This window comes from Streptomyces sp. CY-1 (genome assembly GCF_047218265.1).
Classification (GTDB): domain Bacteria; phylum Actinomycetota; class Actinomycetes; order Streptomycetales; family Streptomycetaceae; genus Streptomyces; species Streptomyces niphimycinicus.
Genome location: NZ_CP178393.1, coordinates 1,103,633 through 1,119,247, shown reverse-complemented (window position 1 = coordinate 1,119,247; position 15,615 = coordinate 1,103,633). Strand labels below are relative to the sequence as shown.

Genomic DNA, 15,615 nt, shown 5'->3' with positions numbered 1-15,615 from the left:
GACGACGATCGGCCCGCCGGAGCGACGACGATGGGCCCGCATCAGCGGACGACAATCGGCCCGCATCAGCGGACGTGCGCCCGGCCGGAGGGCACGTCTACGCGGGCGCCCGGCCCGTCTCGACGAGCTCGGCCAGCTTGTCCAGGCTCATGCGGGTGCCCAGCTCGTTGTCGGCGGCCGGTACGGCGTCGGGGAGCCCCTCGTGCAGGATGTGGACGTCGGTGCCGCCACCCTCCCCGTCGGTGAGCGTGGTCGTGATCGTCATCGTGGTGCGCAGAGCGGGATCCGTGGCCTCGAACTCGGACACCTCGACCACCTGCTCGTCCGGCACCAGCCGGGTGAAGTGGCCGTGGTAGGTGTCCGTATGGCCGCCCGACTTGCCGGTGCTCGCCGGGTCGTCGTAGCTGAGCGAGATGCGGAAGGTCCCGCCTTCGCGGGGGTCGAACTCATGCACCCGGCAGGTCATGCCGTCGGGCACCCGCCAGGCCGCGACGGCGCTCGCGTCGAGCAGCGCCCGGTAGACGGCCGGGCGCGGAGCGTTGATACGTCGGGAGACTCGCGTGGCATACATGCGCCCAACCTAGCGGCCGGACGGCGGGCACATAAGCCGATGGCCCGGCGCCCGGCCGCTAGGTTGGACGGCGGCGGAGGTCTTGCGTCCGGTGAGACCTCCGCCGCCGGGACACCCCATCCACGGAGCGTTGTCGAGGGGTGCCGTTTTCGGGGGAGTGCGGGTCAGCGCTTGACCTTGCGGGTCGCCCGCAGCCACTCCTTGTTCATCGCGGTGATGGAGAACAGGGGGATGCCCTTGGGGCAGGCCGTGGCGCACTCACCGGTGAGGGTGCAGCCGCCGAAGCCCTCGGCGTCCATCTGGGACACCATGTCCAGCACCCTGGTCTCCCGCTCGGGAGAGCCCTGGGGCAGCACATTGAGGTGGTTGACCTTGGCCGAGGTGAACAGCATCGCCGCACCGTTGGGACAGGCCGCCACGCAGGCGCCGCAGCCGATGCACTCGGCGTGCTCGAACGCGAAGTCCGCGTCCGCCTTGGGCACCGGAGTGGCGTGTGCCTCCGGTGCGGCCCCGGTCGGGGCGGTGATGAAGCCACCGGCCTGGATCACCCGGTCGAAGGCGGAGCGGTCCACCACCAGGTCCTTGATGACCGGGAAGGCGGAGGCACGCCACGGCTCGATGTCGATGGTGTCGCCGTCCTGGAAGGACCGCATATGGAGCTGGCAGGTGGTGGTGCGCTCCGGACCGTGGGCGTCACCGTTGATCACCAGGCTGCACGCACCGCAGATGCCCTCACGGCAGTCGTGGTCGAAGGCCACCGGCTCCTCACCCTTGACGATGAGTTCCTCGTTGAGGATGTCGAGCATCTCCAGGAAGGACATGTCCTGGGAGACGCCGTCGAGCTGGTAAGTGGCCATGGCACCGGGGGTGTCGGCGTTCTTCTGGCGCCAGACGCGCAGGGTGAGCTTCATGCGTAGCTCCGCTGAGTGGGGTGGACGTACTCGAAGGTCAGGTGCTCCTTGTGGAGCACGGGGGCGGCACCGGTGTCGGTGAATTCCCAGGCAGCGGCGTAGGTGAACTCCTCGTCCTTGCGGGCGGCCTCACCGTCGGGGGTCTGGGACTCCTCGCGGAAGTGGCCACCGCAGGACTCGGCCCGGTGCAGGGCGTCCAGGCACATCAGCTCGGCCAGCTCCAGATAGTCCACGACCCGGTTGGCCTTCTCCAGCGACTGGTTGAACTCCTCGCCGGTGCCCGGCACCTTGATCCGGCGCCAGAACTCCTCGCGGATCTGCGGGATGCGGTCCAGCGCCTTGCGCAGCCCCTCGTCGGTGCGGGCCATGCCGCAGAACTCCCACACCAGCTCGCCGATCTCGCGGTGGAACGAGTCGGGGGTGCGGTCGCCGTCGACGGCCAGCAGCCTGGCCAGCCGGTCCTCGGTCTCCCGCACCGCCTCCACGGCCGCGGGGTGACCGGCGTCGACCTCTTCCTTGTGCGGGTGGCGGGCCAGATAGTCGTTGATCGTCGACGGCAGGACGAAGTAGCCGTCGGCCAGGCCCTGCATCAGCGCGGAGGCACCGAGCCGGTTGGCACCGTGGTCGGAGAAGTTGGCCTCGCCGATCGCGAACAGCCCCGGCACGGTGGTCTGGAGGTCGTAGTCGACCCACAGCCCGCCCATCGTGTAGTGGATCGCGGGGTAGATGCGCATCGGGACCTCGTACGGGTTCTCCGCCGTGATCCGCTCGTACATGTCGAAGAGGTTGCCGTACTTCTCCTCGACCGCCTTGCGGCCCATCCGGGCGATGGCGTCGGCGAAGTCCAGATAGACGCCCTGGCCGCCGGGTCCGACGCCACGGCCCTCGTCACAGACGTTCTTCGCGGCGCGGGAGGCGATGTCGCGCGGCACCAGATTGCCGAACGACGGATAGATCCGCTCCAGGTAGTAGTCGCGCTCGTCCTCGGGGATCTCGGCCGCCGGACGGGTGTCGCCCTTCGCCTTGGGCACCCAGATCCGGCCGTCGTTGCGCAGCGACTCGCTCATCAGGGTCAGCTTGGACTGGTGGTCCCCGGAGCGCGGAATGCAGGTCGGGTGGATCTGGGTGAAGCAGGGGTTGGCGAAGTACGCGCCGCGCCGGTGCGCCCGCCAGATGGCGGTCGCGTTGGAGTTCATGGCGTTCGTCGACAGATAGAAGACGTTGCCGTAGCCGCCGCTGGCCAGCACCACCGCGTCGGCGAAGTATGTGGAGATCTTGCCGGTCACCAGATCGCGGGCGACGATGCCACGCGCCCGCCCGTCGACCACGATCAGGTCCAGCATCTCGGTGCGGGCGTGCATCTCCACATTGCCCGCCGCGATCTGGCGGGACAGCGCCTGGTAGGCGCCGAGCAGCAACTGCTGGCCCGTCTGGCCGCGGGCGTAGAAGGTGCGGGAGACCTGGACACCGCCGAACGAACGGGTGTCCAGCAGACCGCCGTACTCCCGGGCGAACGGCACGCCCTGGGCCACGCACTGGTCGATGATCTCCACCGAGATCTGTGCCAGGCGGTGGACATTGGACTCGCGGGCGCGGAAGTCGCCGCCCTTGACGGTGTCGTAGAACAGCCGGTGGATCGAGTCGCCGTCGTTGCGGTAGTTCTTCGCCGCGTTGATCCCGCCCTGCGCGGCGATGGAGTGGGCCCGGCGCGGCGAGTCCTGGTAGCAGAACTGCACCACGTGGTAGCCCTGCTCGGCCAGGGTGGCGCCGGCGGCGCCACCGGCCAGGCCGGTGCCCACCACGATGATGGTGTGCTTGCGGCGGTTGGCGGGGTTGACCAGCTTGGCCTGGAAGCGGCGGGTGTCCCAGCGCTCGCTCACCGGCCCGGAGGGGGCCAGCTCGTCCTCGATCGGTTCGCCGACAGTGTAATCGGCGTATTCGGTGTATTCGCTGTACGAGGTCATGGTCAGCTCACCACTCCGGTCATGACACCGACGGGTATCGAGATGAACCCGGCGGTGAGAAGAATCGCCAGCCCATTGGCAGTGGCCTTGAGGGCGCGGTCACGGGAGCGGCTGCCCGCGCCGAGGGTCTGCGCGGCGCTCCAGAAGCCGTGCTGGACGTGCATGCCCATGGCCAGCATCGCCACGATGTAGATGACGTTCCCGTACCAGGTGGAGAAGGTGTCCACCACGTTCTGGTACGGGTGGCCCTCCTGGAATCCGCCACTGTGCGTGGTGCCGGTGGTGAGGTCCAGGATGTGCCAGACGATGAACAGGGCCAGGATCACCCCACCCCAGCGCATGGTCCGGGTGGCATAGCTCATCCGTGGCTTGGCGTGGACGTAGCTCTGCGGGCGGGCCTTGATGTCGCGCTTGCTGAGCTGGTAGGCGGAGACACCGTGCAGGACCACCGCGGCGACCAGGACGATACGGGCGATCCACAGGCCCCACTGATGGTGCAGGACGGGTGCCCCCATGACGCGCAGCCAGTGTCCGTAGCCGTTGAACTCCCCGGGACCGAAGAAGATCTTCATGTTCCCGAGCAGGTGAGCGCAGAGGTAACCGATCATGATCAGACCGGTCACGCCCATGACGATCTTCTTGCCGAGCGTCGATTGCCAGAATGTGAGCGCCATGGACGGCCGTCGCTCCGCCCGCGTCGGACGCTGCTCCGGCCGCGTTGTCAATGCCATGGACACGACGGTAGAACCCGGCGGGTCGAAAGGGCCAAGATATGATTCTGATCATCTCGATAGCCAGTGCCTATCGAGGGCCGCTCGGATCCGGCCACGCTTGGCCCAGCCGTCCCCTGGTCGTCTCCCCAGTTTTTTCCCCGGCCGGGAAAACGGTCAGCGGAAGCCCTCGTGGGTGATGCCGATGGCCTGCCGGAGCAGGTCCACGACATCGTGCTCACGACGCTCGAGAGCCGTCTGCCCGACGACGCGGAAGGCGGCGAGCAGGGTCGCGGCGAGGACCTGGGCGCGCAGGGGGGTGTCCGGTCCGGCGGGAAGGCGCTCTTCGACCGCCTCGGCGAGATCGCGCTCGGCGGCGGCGTAGGTGGCGACCAGCTCCGGGAGCAGCGCCGGATGCAGCCGCAGGGTCCGGTAGTGCTCCTCCTGAGCCGGGTCGGCGGTGAATTCGGTGGAGTGCTGCTCGGCGGCGCGGATGACCGCCGCCATCAGGGATTCCTCCGCCGGGCGGGCGCGGATCAGCTCGACCAGCCGGACCGTACGCGCCCTGTCGTGGTGCAGCAGCGCCTGTTCCTTGCTGGCGAAGTAGTTGGAGAAGGTGCGCCGGGAGACGGTGGCGGCATCGGCGATGGCCTCCACCGTGAGGTGCTCGACGCCGTGCTCGGCGGCGAGGCGCACGGCGGCATCGTGCAGCGACTGGCGGGTCGCCGCCTTCTTGCGCTCGCGCAGGCCGGTAGTCATCGCCGGTGAGCATACGCGAGACGGCCGATTCTTACTCATTGGGAAACCTTGCGCAGTGAGAACGTTTTCTGTGAGGCTGAGCCCGCGCCGCCGATCAACGGACCCCGGGCGGCGCCCGAGCCCCGTAGACCTTCCGACGCCAGAGGCACGAGGACCCCCTATGTCCACCCCCCACCATCCGCCCACCGCCACCACGTCCATGGACACCGAGGAGCTGGGATTCGATCCGGACGCCCTGCGGGCGAAGTACCGGGCCGAGCGTGACCGCCGGATCCGCCCCGACGGCAGAAAGCAGTACCGGCGCATCGCCGGGGACTTCGGCTCCTACGCCCAGGACCCGTACGTGGAAACGGAGTTCACCCGGGAGCCACTGTCCGACCGGGTCGAGGTCCTGATCATCGGGGGCGGATTCGGCGGTCTGCTCGCCGGCGCGCGGCTGCGGCAGGCCGGTGTGCGGGAGATCCGCATGATCGAACAGGGCGGGGACTTCGGCGGCACCTGGTACTGGAACCGCTATCCGGGTGTCCAGTGCGACATCGAGTCCTATGTCTATCTGCCCCTGCTCGAGGAGATCGGCTACGTACCGCGGTGGCGATACGCGCCGGGCGAGGAGATCAGACAGCACGCGCGGGCGATCGGGCGCCACTTCGACCTCTACCGCGATGTCTGCTTCCGCACCCAGGTGACCGAACTCCGCTGGGATGAAGCCGAGGTGGAGTGGACCGTCCACACCGACCGGAACGACCGCATCCGGGCACGCCATGTGGTGATCTCCAGCGGAACACTCAGCCGGGCCAAACTCCCCGGCATCCCCGGGATCGAGACCTTCAAGGGGCATACGTTCCACACCAGCCGCTGGGACTACGACTACACCGGCGGCGACGCGAGCGGCGGGCTGCACGGACTCGCCGACAAGCGCGTGGCCCTCATCGGCACCGGCGCCACCGCCATCCAGGTCGTGCCCCATCTGGGACGGGACGCCGAGCATCTGTATGTGTTCCAGCGCACCCCGTCCTCGGTCGATGTGCGCGGCAACCGCCCCACCGATCCGGGGTGGGCCGCGTCGCTGTCGCCCGGCTGGCAGCGGCGCCGCAGGGACAACTTCCTCGCCGTCGTCACCGGCGGCCAGGCCGCCGAGGACCTGGTGGACGATGGCTGGACGAGCACCGCGCGGCTCCAGCAGAAGCTCATTCCGACCGACAGCTACGCGGGCCTGCCGCCCCAGGAGCGCGAACGCCTCTACGAGATCGCCGACTTCCAGAAGATGAACGGGATCCGCGACCGCGTGGACTCCATCGTCGAGAACACGGCGACGGCCGAGGCGCTCAAGCCCTGGTACCGCTATATGTGCAAACGCCCCACGTTCAGCGACACCTATCTGAACACCTTCAACCGGCCCAACGTCACACTCGTGGACACGGCCGACCACGGAGGTGTCGAGCGCATCACCGAGCACGCCGTCGTGACCGGCGGGGTCGAGTACGAGGTCGACTGCGTCATCTTCGCCACCGGCTTCGAGGTCGGCGTCTCCGGCGTCACCTCCGGACTCCTCCCGGTGCACGGCCGGGGCGGTGTCACCCTGACCGAAGCCTGGAGCGACGAACCGAAGACGCTCCACGGCTTCTACAGCCACGGCTTCCCCAACCTCTTCCAGCTCGGCCCGCTACAGAACGCCAGCGCCGTCAACTATGTGCACATCCTCGATGAGCAGGCCATTCATGTCGCCGAGGTGCTCGCCGAGGCACGCAGGCGCCGGGCCCGGTATGTCGAGCCGACCGCCGAGGCCGAGGCGGCCTGGCGCGCCACGATCCGTGAGAAGGCGGCGGACCTGTACGCCTTCCAGGCCGAGTGCACCCCCGGCTACTACAACAACGAGGGCATGCCCAGGGAGCGCAGCGAGTCCTTCGGGGACGGGCCGATCGCCTTCCATGAACTGCTCAGACGCTGGCGCGCGGGCGGCGGCATGAATGACGTGCTGGTCGTCTGACACCGATGGATATCACCCGATGGACATCACCCACTCCCAAGGAGCGACGATGCACCCCAGCCGGTTCGACGACACCGGCCGCGGCCAGGCCACGAGCGACCGCATGGAGGTGCGTCGACTGACCAGGGCGAACCGGCTGTGGGGTTCCAACGGCGTCACATTCGGCCCCGACGGACGGCTGTACGTGGCGCAGTTCCTCGCCGGGCAGATCAGCGCCGTGGACCCCGCCTCGGGTGATGTCGAGGTGGTGGTGCCGCTCGACGGCCCGGTGGAGGCGCCGGACGACCTGGCCTTCGGGGCGGACGGCTCGATGTACATCGCCGATCTGACCCCCGGCCGGGTGTGGCGGCGCGGCTCGGAGGGCACGTACACCCTCGTCTCCGACCAGGTGTCGCTGCCCAACGGCATCACCTGCGTCGGCGACCGGCTCTTCGTCAACGAGATGAAGATGAACGGCCGGCTGATGGAGCTGTTCCCCGGCGGCGGCGACCCGGCGGTGCTGACCGACGGGCTGGCCCTGGGCAACGCGATGCAGCTCGGCCCCGACGGCTGCCTGTACTACCCGCAGATGATGCGCAACCAGGTCTGGCGGATCCCGCCCGACGGAGGGGTGCCCGAGCTGGTCGCCGAGGAGGTGGACGACCCGGTCGCGGTGCGGTTCGACCGGGGCGGCGTGCTCGTCGTCCTGTCCCGTGGCATGGCCGGTCTGGTGACCCGTATCGATCTGAACACCGGGGCCCGGACGGTCGTGGCGAGCGGCATCGTCGGGCTGGACAACGCCGCGTTCGACCATGAGAATCGGATGTTCGTCTCCAGCTTCGCCAGTGGCGGGATCGCGGAGATGCACCCGGACGGCAGGACCCGGGTGGTGGTCCCGCAGGGGTTCGACGGGCCGTTCGGCATCACGGTCGACCTCGGTGGCACGGTGTACGCGGCCGACCACTTCCGCCTGGCGAGCCCGGATGTCTCCGGTCCCGGTCCCGGTCCCGGTCCCGGTCCCGGGTCCGGTTCCGGTGCGGGTTCCGGCTCAGGTGAGGATGGAGACGAGCCCGGTGTCGTCACCCACGAGCTGATCTACGCCGTGCACAACGTCACCGCCGACGACGGCCTGCTCCACCTCACCTCACAACTCGGCGATGTGCGCACCCACGACCCCGTCGACAAGACCACGCGAGTGCGGGCCACCGGGCTGGACCAGCCCACCGGAATCGCCGTCGCACCGGATGGCTCCCTCGTGGTCGCCGAGACCGGTGCGGGCCGCATCCTGCGCATCGACGACACCGACACCGTGAGCGTGCTCGCCGAGGGACTCGACCACCCCCTGGACGTCGCCTTCGACGGCGAGGGGCGCTGCTACGTCAGCGACGACCGGCGCGGCGCGGTGCTCCGGCTGGAGGACGGCGCGGCGGTGGTCGTCGCGGACGGGCTCGGCGCACCGCAGGGCCTGGCCGTGCGCGGTGACGAGCTGTTCACGGTGGAGGTCGCGCACCGGCGGCTGCGGGCGATCTCGCCGCGCACGGGGGAGAGCAGGATCGACGCCGAGAACCTGGCGGTCGGCCTGCCGCCCGGGATCACGCGCACCGAACCCGAGCCGATCCCCGGAGTCCCCGGCCGCCCGCGCCAGTTCGCCGGGCTCGCCGTCGCCCCGGACGGGGCCCTCCTCGTATCGGCCAATGGGGAGGGGAGTGTGCTGCGTCTGACCGGGCCCGCCGAATGAGGTTCGCCGCCGGGGCGGCCGCCCCGGGGCGGCCGCTCAGGAAAGGTCGACCCACACCTTTCCCGCCGCGGTGTACGCCGCGGTGAACGCCTCCTGGACGTCCTCCAGGGCATAGCCGTCGCTGACCACCGCCCCGAGCCGGGGCGGTGTCCGCGACTCCAGGGCGCTGACGGTCTGTGCGAAGTCCACCGGATGGTCGTAGATCATGCTGCCGATGAGGGTGATCTGCCCCGCCACCAGATCGCGGGGCGAGACTCCGAGCGGGGAGGTGTTCATCCCGATCAGAACGGCGGTGCCGGGTTTGGTGAGCCGTCGCAGCCCCCGCTCGACGACTCCGGGGGCGCCGGAGGTCTCGAAGAGGCAGGGGAGCCCGTCCATGTCCGGTGGCAGGGGTGTCGCGCCCAGGGAACACGCGCGGTCGAGCCGGGCCTCGTTGGGCTCCTGGACGAACACCGTCACACCGTGGTCGATCAGCGCCTGGCACAGCAGCAGGCCCTGGGAACCGGCCCCGATCACCAGGCAGCTCTGCCCCGGCGCGATGCCCGAGCGCCGCATCGCCGCCCGCGCCACGGTCGCCGGTTCCACGCAGACCAGGTCCTCCAGCGGCAGCCGCGGGGCGACCGGCCAGACGAACGCGGCCGGCGCCACGACGTAGTCACTCAGCAGACCGGGAACGGTCAATCCCACAGCGGCCCGGCCGGCGCAGGCCGACGTCCGCCCGGCCCGGCAGGGGGCGCACGTCAGACAGCAGTAGTCCGGTTCGATGACCACGTCCTGGCCGGTGCGCAGACCGCTGACCGCACTGCCCAGCTCGACGATCCGCCCCGTCCCCTCGTGGCCCAGGATCCAGGGCAGACTCGGTGGCCGCCGGTGTCCCGCGTGCACCGCGAGATCGGAGCCGCACAGCCCCGTGCCCCGCATCCGGATCAGCACCTCCCCGGGGCCGCAGGACGGCTCCGGCACGGACACCACGGACAGCGCACCGGGCTCCGTCAGCACGGCGGCCCTCAAGGGAACGCCTGCTTTCCGGAAAGACGAGCCGCCTGCATCATGCCAAGAGCGTGCCACACATGATCCGCGCGGCGATAGACCACATCATCACCGCACCTGACCAAGTCTCAGCCGTCACACATCACCTACGCGTACGCTGTGGACGCGATTGCCATACCGTGAGCAAGGAGTGGAACGGCCATGTCGGACAGCACCCTGGCCCCCGATATCGATCAGGCCCTGTACGCACTTTCCCCCGAGGGGCGAAAACTTCTCTTCACCGAGGCCAAGACGGCCTATGACTTCAGCGACAAGCCGGTGGGCGACGACCGTCTGGAGGCCATCTATGAACTGTTCAAATGGGCCCCGACCTCGGCGAATATCAATCCGCTGCGCATTTTGTACGTGCGTACCGAGGAAGGAAAGCAGCGGCTGCTGACCGGAGTGGCGCAGCCCAACCAGGAGCAGACCGCCTCGGCCCCGGTCACCGCGGTGCTGGCCGCGGACACCCGGTACCCGGAGTATGTGCCGTTCCTCGCCCCGTCCAACCCGCAGTTACAGCAGATGCTGGAGGCCAACCAGGAACTGCGCGAGTCCCAGGGGGACTTCAACGCGGTGCTCCAGGCGGGCTACTTCGTACTGGCCGTCCGCGCGGCGGGGCTCGCCGCCGGGCCGATGAAGGGCTTCAACGCCGCGGCGGTGGACAAGGAGTTCTTCCCCGATGGCCGGTGGCGGTCGATCCTGCTGGTCAACATCGGTTACCCGGGCGCCGAAGCCTACCGGGACCGGCTGCCGCGCCCCTCGTACGAGCAGGCGGTACGGCTGGTCTGACAGCAGTGAGGTGATGTAAGGCGCACACACTCATGGGATCGGGCCACTTCATACGCGGTGACCTGATCCCTCGTGGCGTCGGACGGCGCTCCCCTCGCCGGGCCGGCCTCGTTCGGCGGCGGTACGCCGAGCCACGTACGCGGGACCCCTCGAGGACCGTCGACTTTCGGCCCAATCGCCGACCCCCACCACGCGTCCACACCGCCCGTACGGTGCCCTCCCGTAGGGACGAGGGCCACGCCGAGGCGGCTGAAAAACGCGGCGTGATCGTTTCGTGATGTACGACTCACTCGCTTGACAGCGCGGCGCGCCGGGACCTACGCATAGGACCCGAGAGTGCCCCTATCCGGTGCATGTCGCAGCCACACGCTGTTTACATGCTGTTGAAACAAAAGACTCCGGCCCGGCTCGTGTATTTCCCTCACTCATTCTCTCTCCCGGCGGGACGCCGTGGGCATCGAGGGTGGGCAACGCGCCTGTGCCGCTGAGGAGTTCTGCCTGCTCGTCATGCGCTTTCGCGCGGACATGCCCTATGAGCGGCCGCGCGGATTGAGGAATTTCAGAAAGCTGGGGTGCCTGTGAGCTTGATGGAATGCCACGATTCCACGGCCGACGCCGGTCGGCCGGCGATCGGTTTCCGGAGGGACCAGGAGAGCCGGGGAAGCGAGGGGGAGCGCGGGCCCGGCTGCGGACCCCCCGACCTGGTCGAGCGCGACGACATCCTGGCCGGCCTGGGCAGGCTGCTCGCCGATGCCGCCAGGGGCAAGGGGCAACTGGCCGTCGTGGACGGGCCACTGGGCAGTGGCAAGAGCCGGCTGGTGCACGAGTTCCTCGAAACCCTGGAACCGGACGGCGCCTTGGTCCTGAGGGCCACCGCCTCGCTCCGGGAACACCTTCTGCCGTTCGGTGTGGTGACCCAGCTCTTCCACGGCATGACGATCCCGCCGCCCAGCCGGGACCGGGTGCGCGCCCTGCTCACCTCGGCGGTCGAACACACCGTAACCGGCGGTGAGTTAACCGGGGGCGGCTCGGAGGTCCAAGTCGTCGACGTATTCCAGAAGCTCACCATGGAGCTGGCCCAACTGGCCGAGACCACCCCCATGGTGATCTGGGTCGACAACGCCCACTACCTGGACCCGCCCTCGCTGCACTTCCTCGCCGGCATCGTCCCGTGGCTGCATTCCGCCCGTATCCTCGTGCTGCTCACCGATGACCACACGCTGCGGTGGCCGCGCTCGCCCCTGCTGGCCGGACTGCTCTCGCAGAGCCCCAACGCACACCGGATCCCCCTGAGCCCCCTGAGCCGCGGCGCGGTCGACGCCCTGGCCGTCCGGCTCCTCGGACCGCACACCGCCTCCCCCCGGCTGACCGCGGAACTCCACCGCATCAGCGGTGGCAACCCCCTGGCCGTCCAGGCCCTGATCATCGATCAGCAGGCCGGCGGCGCATGCTATCCGGAGGGCTACGGACGGGCACTGCTCGACCTCGTGACGCACTCCCGCCCGTCGATGCTGTCCGTGGTGCGCGCCCTCGCCGTGCTCGGCGGCACGGCGTCGGTGGCGGACGTGGCACGGCTGGCCGGAGTGGACGCCACGGTGACAAGCTGGGCCCTGCACGCCCTGGTCAGCGCCGGACTGCTCACCGAGGGCCATGCGTTCCGCCATCCGGTGGCCGCCACCGCCGTGCTGGACGACATGCCCGCCGACAGCCGGGCCGCCCTGCACCGCGCGGCCGCCGAACTGCTGCACGAGGCCGGCGCACCCGCGCTGACGGTGGCCGGGCAGTTGATGAGCGCCGGGGACACCCGTGCCGACTGTGACACCGAGGTGCTGGTCACGGCCTCCGACGAGGCGCTGGCGGCCGGCGATGTGGGCACCGCGCTCGGCTGCCTGGACCTCGCCCAGCGCACCCGGACCGAGGCCCCCACCGCGGCGCGCATCCGCGCCCGGCTCAGCCGCCTGGAGTGGCAGCTCAAACCGCAGGTGGCGGTCCGCCATCTCCGTCCCCAGTTGCGCGACTTCACCGCGGGCCATCTGGACCGCCAGGAGGTCTCCGAACTGGTGCTCGGCCTGGCCAACGCCGGTGCGCTGGGCGAGCTGACCGCCCTGCTGGACGCCCTGCGCACCCGTGCTCACCAGGGCGCCGGCTCCGGGACCGAGGACCTCCGCCCGCTGACGAACTGGGCGGCGATGGCGTACCCCCTCCACACCGGGCTGCGCAAACTGGCCCAGTCGGTCGCGGCGGCCACCCCCGAGGCCGCCCCCTGCCACGACCCCTGGCTGCCCTCGGCGGTCACCCTGGCCGACGACCTGATCCGCGGACGCAACGACCACCTGGTGCACCGCGCCGAACTGCTGCTGCGCACCTTCCACCTCGACCACGGCTCCCTGTGGAACGTCGAGGCCGGAGCGCTCGCCCTGCGCGCGCTGCTCTACGCGGGTCGCCTGGACGAGGTCGTGGCCTGGTGTGAAAAGCTCGAGGCCGAGGCCGCCGCCCACCACGCCGTCGCCTGGCAGGGGAAGTTCCTCGCCATCCGCGCCGAGGCCCACCTGCGCCAGGGAGACCTGATCCGCGCCCACGACCTGGCGGCCCGCGCCATGGCCCTGGTAGCGCCCCAGGGCTGGGGGATCGGCCTGGCCGGGGTGCTGGGCTGCGCCATCCTGGCCGCCACCCGGTCCGGCAAGCTGGAGCAGGCCGAGAAGTACGTGGCACAGCCGATACCCGAACCCATCCTGCACAGCCGCCACGGCGCACACTATCTGCACGCCCGGGGCCACTACCGGCTGGCCACCCACCACCCGCAGGCCGCGCTCGCGGACTTCCTCGCCTGCGGCAGATTCGCCGAGACGTGGAACGCGCCCGGCGCCGACGCCGTCTCATGGCGGACCAGCGCGGCCGAGGCATGGCTGGCGCAGGACGACCAGGACCAGGCCAAACGTCTGGTACGGGAACAGATGGCCCGGCTGTTCCCGGGCCCCTCCCGGGCGCGCGGGCTGTGCCTGCGCACCCTGGCGGCGGTCAGCCGGGTCACCCGCCGCCCGCAACTGCTCACCGAGGCCGTCGACATGCTCAAGGACAGCGGCGACGACTACGAACTGGCCCGTGCGCTGATCGACCTCAGCATCGCCTTCAAGGACACCGGGGACCAGCGCAACGCCCGCCGGGTGGCCCACCGCGCCTGGCATCTCGCGAAGCAGACCGGGGCCGAGCACCTGTGCCGGGAGGCCGCCCTCGACCCCATCGACCCCGAGGCCGAGCTGGCCGCGAAGCAGCGCCAGGACGGGCTGTCCGCGCTCACCACGCAGGAGCGCAGAATCGCGCTACTGGCGGCCAAGGGGTACACCAACCGCGAGATCGCCGCCAAGCTCTACATCACCGCGAGCACGGTCGAGCAGCACCTCACCCGCGTGTTCCGTAAAGTCAACGTCAAGCGGCGCCAGGATCTGCCGCATTTCCTCTAGCCTTGTCATTCCAGCAGCCCGGACCTGAACTGGCCGACCAGCGAGGTGAGTTCGCGGGAGGTGCGGGCCGCGCCATAGATGTGGTGGTCCGGGCGTACCAGCAGGAAGCGCGCCCGCGCCGCTTTCAGCAGCGCCAGATACACCTCCTCGACGTCGACGACGGCACCCGGTGCCGCCTCGGCGTCCCCCGCCACCATGTGCACCAGATGTGTGCCGAGCCCGGTGAGAAAGGTGAGCTGAGACTCCTCCAGCGCGGCGGCCGGATCCGCCGACCCCAGCAGCACCGGACCGGTGCCCACCACCTCGTCGAACAGCCCGGTCACGCCCTCGTGGCACACCCGGCCCTGCGGCATCACCTCCCCGGCCGGCGGCACCGGCGCCGTGCCGATACCGGTGTACAGCAGACCGGTCCGCAGCGGCGGACCCGCGCCGTGCTGCCTGCCCCGGCCGGTGTCCGCGCCCGCCCCCGTGCCCGCGAGCAGCGAGGCATCCCGGCTCGCGGCGGTGGCGGCGTCGGTCACGCACAGCACCCTGCCCAGCCGCACCGAGGTGTCGATGGCCTCCCGCACATGGTCGATGCGCTCACGCGGATAGGTGTCCAGCAGCCGCTCACCGGCGGCGCCCCGCAGCACCAGGTCCAGCTTCCAGGACAGATTGAGCACATCCCGGATGCCCGCGCACATGCCCTGACCCGTGAACGGCGGCATCAGATGGGCGGCGTCCCCGGCCAGCAGCACCCGCCCCCGCCGCCACTCGTCGGCCCAGGCGGCCTGGAAGCTGTAGACGGTGTGCCGCCGCAGGGTGGCGTTCTCCGGGGTGACATCGAAGCGTTCCAGCAGGCGCCAGGCCGTCTCCGCCCGGTTCAGCTCGGCCACGCTCTCCCCGGGCAGCCGCATGAACTCCCAGCGCCTGCGCCCCGGTCCGCTGCCCACCGCCGTCGTCGGCCGGTCCGGATCGCAGTGCTGCACATTGAGCGGGGAGAACACCCGCGGTTCAGTCAGCACCACATCGCACAGCAGCCAGTCGAAGGAGAAACCGAGATCCGTGGTGCGCACCCCGATATGGTCGCGGACGAAGCTGTTCGCCCCATCGCAACCGACCACCCAGGAGGCGGCACACCGCAGCCGCCCGCCCGCCGCGTCCGTCGCCGTCAGCTCGACCCCGGTGCCGTGGTCCACCAGGTCCGTCGCGGCGTAACCGCGCAGCACCCGCAGATGGGGCAGCCGCTCGGCGCGGGCGCACAGCACCGCCTCCAGCGCCGGCTGGTGCATCGTGGTCGTCTCCGGCCAGCCGTGCGCACCCCGCTCGGCCAGCTCGACCCGTAGCAGAGACCTGCCCTCGGCGTTGCGCCAGTCGTAGGCGTCGGCCGGCAGCCCGATCTCCGGATACGAACCGGCCACCCCCAGCGACGCCAGGGTCCGGGCCGTCTCACCGTCGAAGCTGGTCGCCCGGGGCAGGGCGTAGGGGGTCTCCCATCGCTCCACGACCAGCACGCGCCAGCCTCGGGTGGCCAGCAGGATGGACAGCACCTGACCGATGGGTCCGTAGCCGACGATGAGCACGTCTGCTTCCGGCACGTCCGCTGGTGGTGTGCCCGCTTTCGGCGCGTCCGCCTGTGGTGTGTCCGGGCCCGCAGGGCGCATCCGCTCCTCCCTCCTCCGGTGCGGTGAAACCTACCAGCGGGTGCCGAGCGGACTACGGAGAGCGGCCGAAC

At 70.2% G+C, this 15,615-nt stretch carries 11 protein-coding genes; 4 read left to right on the top strand and 7 right to left on the bottom strand.

What is annotated here, in order from left to right:
* Window positions 1–97 precede the first annotated feature (97 nt).
* The 5 genes from ACK1X7_RS04690 to ACK1X7_RS04670 form a co-directional block, all read right to left on the bottom strand.
* Entirely contained in the window at window positions 98–571 is a 474-nt protein-coding gene (locus ACK1X7_RS04690) for an SRPBCC domain-containing protein (RefSeq protein ID WP_385144823.1), read from the bottom strand.
* 164 nt (window positions 572–735) lie between these two features.
* Window positions 736–1,482 carry a succinate dehydrogenase/fumarate reductase iron-sulfur subunit gene (locus ACK1X7_RS04685; RefSeq protein WP_059142553.1) on the bottom strand — a complete coding sequence of 249 codons (747 nt, stop codon included), beginning with the start codon at window positions 1,480–1,482 and terminating at the stop codon, window positions 736–738.
* The gene (locus ACK1X7_RS04680) at window positions 1,479–3,446 is read right to left on the bottom strand and encodes a fumarate reductase/succinate dehydrogenase flavoprotein subunit (RefSeq protein WP_390795573.1); all 1,968 of its coding nucleotides are present in this window, start codon (window positions 3,444–3,446) and stop codon (window positions 1,479–1,481) included. The genes ACK1X7_RS04685 and ACK1X7_RS04680 overlap by 4 nt, the downstream gene beginning before the upstream one ends.
* Before the next feature lie 2 nt (window positions 3,447–3,448).
* A complete protein-coding gene (locus ACK1X7_RS04675; RefSeq protein ID WP_398161647.1) occupies window positions 3,449–4,177 on the bottom strand; it encodes a succinate dehydrogenase in 729 nt (242 codons plus the stop codon).
* 156 nt (window positions 4,178–4,333) lie between these two features.
* A complete protein-coding gene (locus ACK1X7_RS04670) occupies window positions 4,334–4,915 on the bottom strand; it encodes a TetR/AcrR family transcriptional regulator (protein WP_385144829.1) in 582 nt (193 codons plus the stop codon).
* Window positions 4,916–5,075: 160 nt separating this feature from the next.
* Here ACK1X7_RS04670 and ACK1X7_RS04665 point away from each other — a divergent pair, with 160 nt between their 5' ends.
* Both ACK1X7_RS04665 and ACK1X7_RS04660 read left to right on the top strand, forming a co-directional pair.
* Window positions 5,076–6,902, top strand: coding sequence for a flavin-containing monooxygenase (locus ACK1X7_RS04665; protein ID WP_413114672.1), 1,827 nt, complete (start codon window positions 5,076–5,078; stop codon window positions 6,900–6,902).
* Between the two features lie 49 nt (window positions 6,903–6,951).
* The gene (locus tag ACK1X7_RS04660; protein ID WP_413114671.1) at window positions 6,952–8,619 is read left to right on the top strand and encodes a hypothetical protein; all 1,668 of its coding nucleotides are present in this window, start codon (window positions 6,952–6,954) and stop codon (window positions 8,617–8,619) included.
* A gap of 36 nt (window positions 8,620–8,655) precedes the next feature.
* On the opposite strand, the gene ACK1X7_RS04655 is transcribed toward ACK1X7_RS04660, so the two are convergent.
* Window positions 8,656–9,618: a zinc-dependent alcohol dehydrogenase gene (locus ACK1X7_RS04655; protein ID WP_385144835.1), complete on the bottom strand. Its 963-nt coding sequence runs from the start codon at window positions 9,616–9,618 to the stop codon at window positions 8,656–8,658.
* Between the two features lie 192 nt (window positions 9,619–9,810).
* On the opposite strand from ACK1X7_RS04655, the gene ACK1X7_RS04650 reads away from it, so the two are divergent.
* Together ACK1X7_RS04650 and ACK1X7_RS04645 are read left to right on the top strand one after the other, a co-directional pair.
* Window positions 9,811–10,440, top strand: coding sequence for a malonic semialdehyde reductase (locus tag ACK1X7_RS04650; protein WP_385144837.1), 630 nt, complete (start codon window positions 9,811–9,813; stop codon window positions 10,438–10,440).
* Between the two features lie 587 nt (window positions 10,441–11,027).
* A complete protein-coding gene (locus ACK1X7_RS04645; RefSeq protein ID WP_413116845.1) occupies window positions 11,028–13,901 on the top strand; it encodes a helix-turn-helix transcriptional regulator in 2,874 nt (957 codons plus the stop codon).
* A gap of 5 nt (window positions 13,902–13,906) precedes the next feature.
* On the opposite strand, the gene ACK1X7_RS04640 is transcribed toward ACK1X7_RS04645, so the two are convergent.
* Window positions 13,907–15,544: a bifunctional 3-(3-hydroxy-phenyl)propionate/3-hydroxycinnamic acid hydroxylase gene (locus ACK1X7_RS04640; protein ID WP_413114670.1), complete on the bottom strand. Its 1,638-nt coding sequence runs from the start codon at window positions 15,542–15,544 to the stop codon at window positions 13,907–13,909.
* Between the last annotated feature and the right edge of the window lie 71 nt (window positions 15,545–15,615).

Bases quoted from the DNA above. Each gene is read 5' to 3' on its own strand.
- ACK1X7_RS04690 (WP_385144823.1), bottom strand. From the start codon at position 571: ATGTATGCCACGCGAGTCTCCCGACGTATCAACGCTCCGCGCCCGGCC.
- ACK1X7_RS04685 (WP_059142553.1), bottom strand. From the start codon at position 1,482: ATGAAGCTCACCCTGCGCGTCTGGCGCCAGAAGAACGCCGACACCCCC.
- ACK1X7_RS04680 (WP_390795573.1), bottom strand. From the start codon at position 3,446: ATGACCTCGTACAGCGAATACACCGAATACGCCGATTACACTGTCGGC.
- ACK1X7_RS04675 (WP_398161647.1), bottom strand. From the start codon at position 4,177: ATGGCATTGACAACGCGGCCGGAGCAGCGTCCGACGCGGGCGGAGCGA.
- ACK1X7_RS04670 (WP_385144829.1), bottom strand. From the start codon at position 4,915: ATGACTACCGGCCTGCGCGAGCGCAAGAAGGCGGCGACCCGCCAGTCG.
- ACK1X7_RS04665 (WP_413114672.1), top strand. From the start codon at position 5,076: ATGTCCACCCCCCACCATCCGCCCACCGCCACCACGTCCATGGACACC.
- ACK1X7_RS04660 (WP_413114671.1), top strand. From the start codon at position 6,952: ATGCACCCCAGCCGGTTCGACGACACCGGCCGCGGCCAGGCCACGAGC.
- ACK1X7_RS04650 (WP_385144837.1), top strand. From the start codon at position 9,811: ATGTCGGACAGCACCCTGGCCCCCGATATCGATCAGGCCCTGTACGCA.
- ACK1X7_RS04645 (WP_413116845.1), top strand. From the start codon at position 11,028: ATGGAATGCCACGATTCCACGGCCGACGCCGGTCGGCCGGCGATCGGT.
- ACK1X7_RS04640 (WP_413114670.1), bottom strand. From the start codon at position 15,544: ATGCGCCCTGCGGGCCCGGACACACCACAGGCGGACGCGCCGAAAGCG.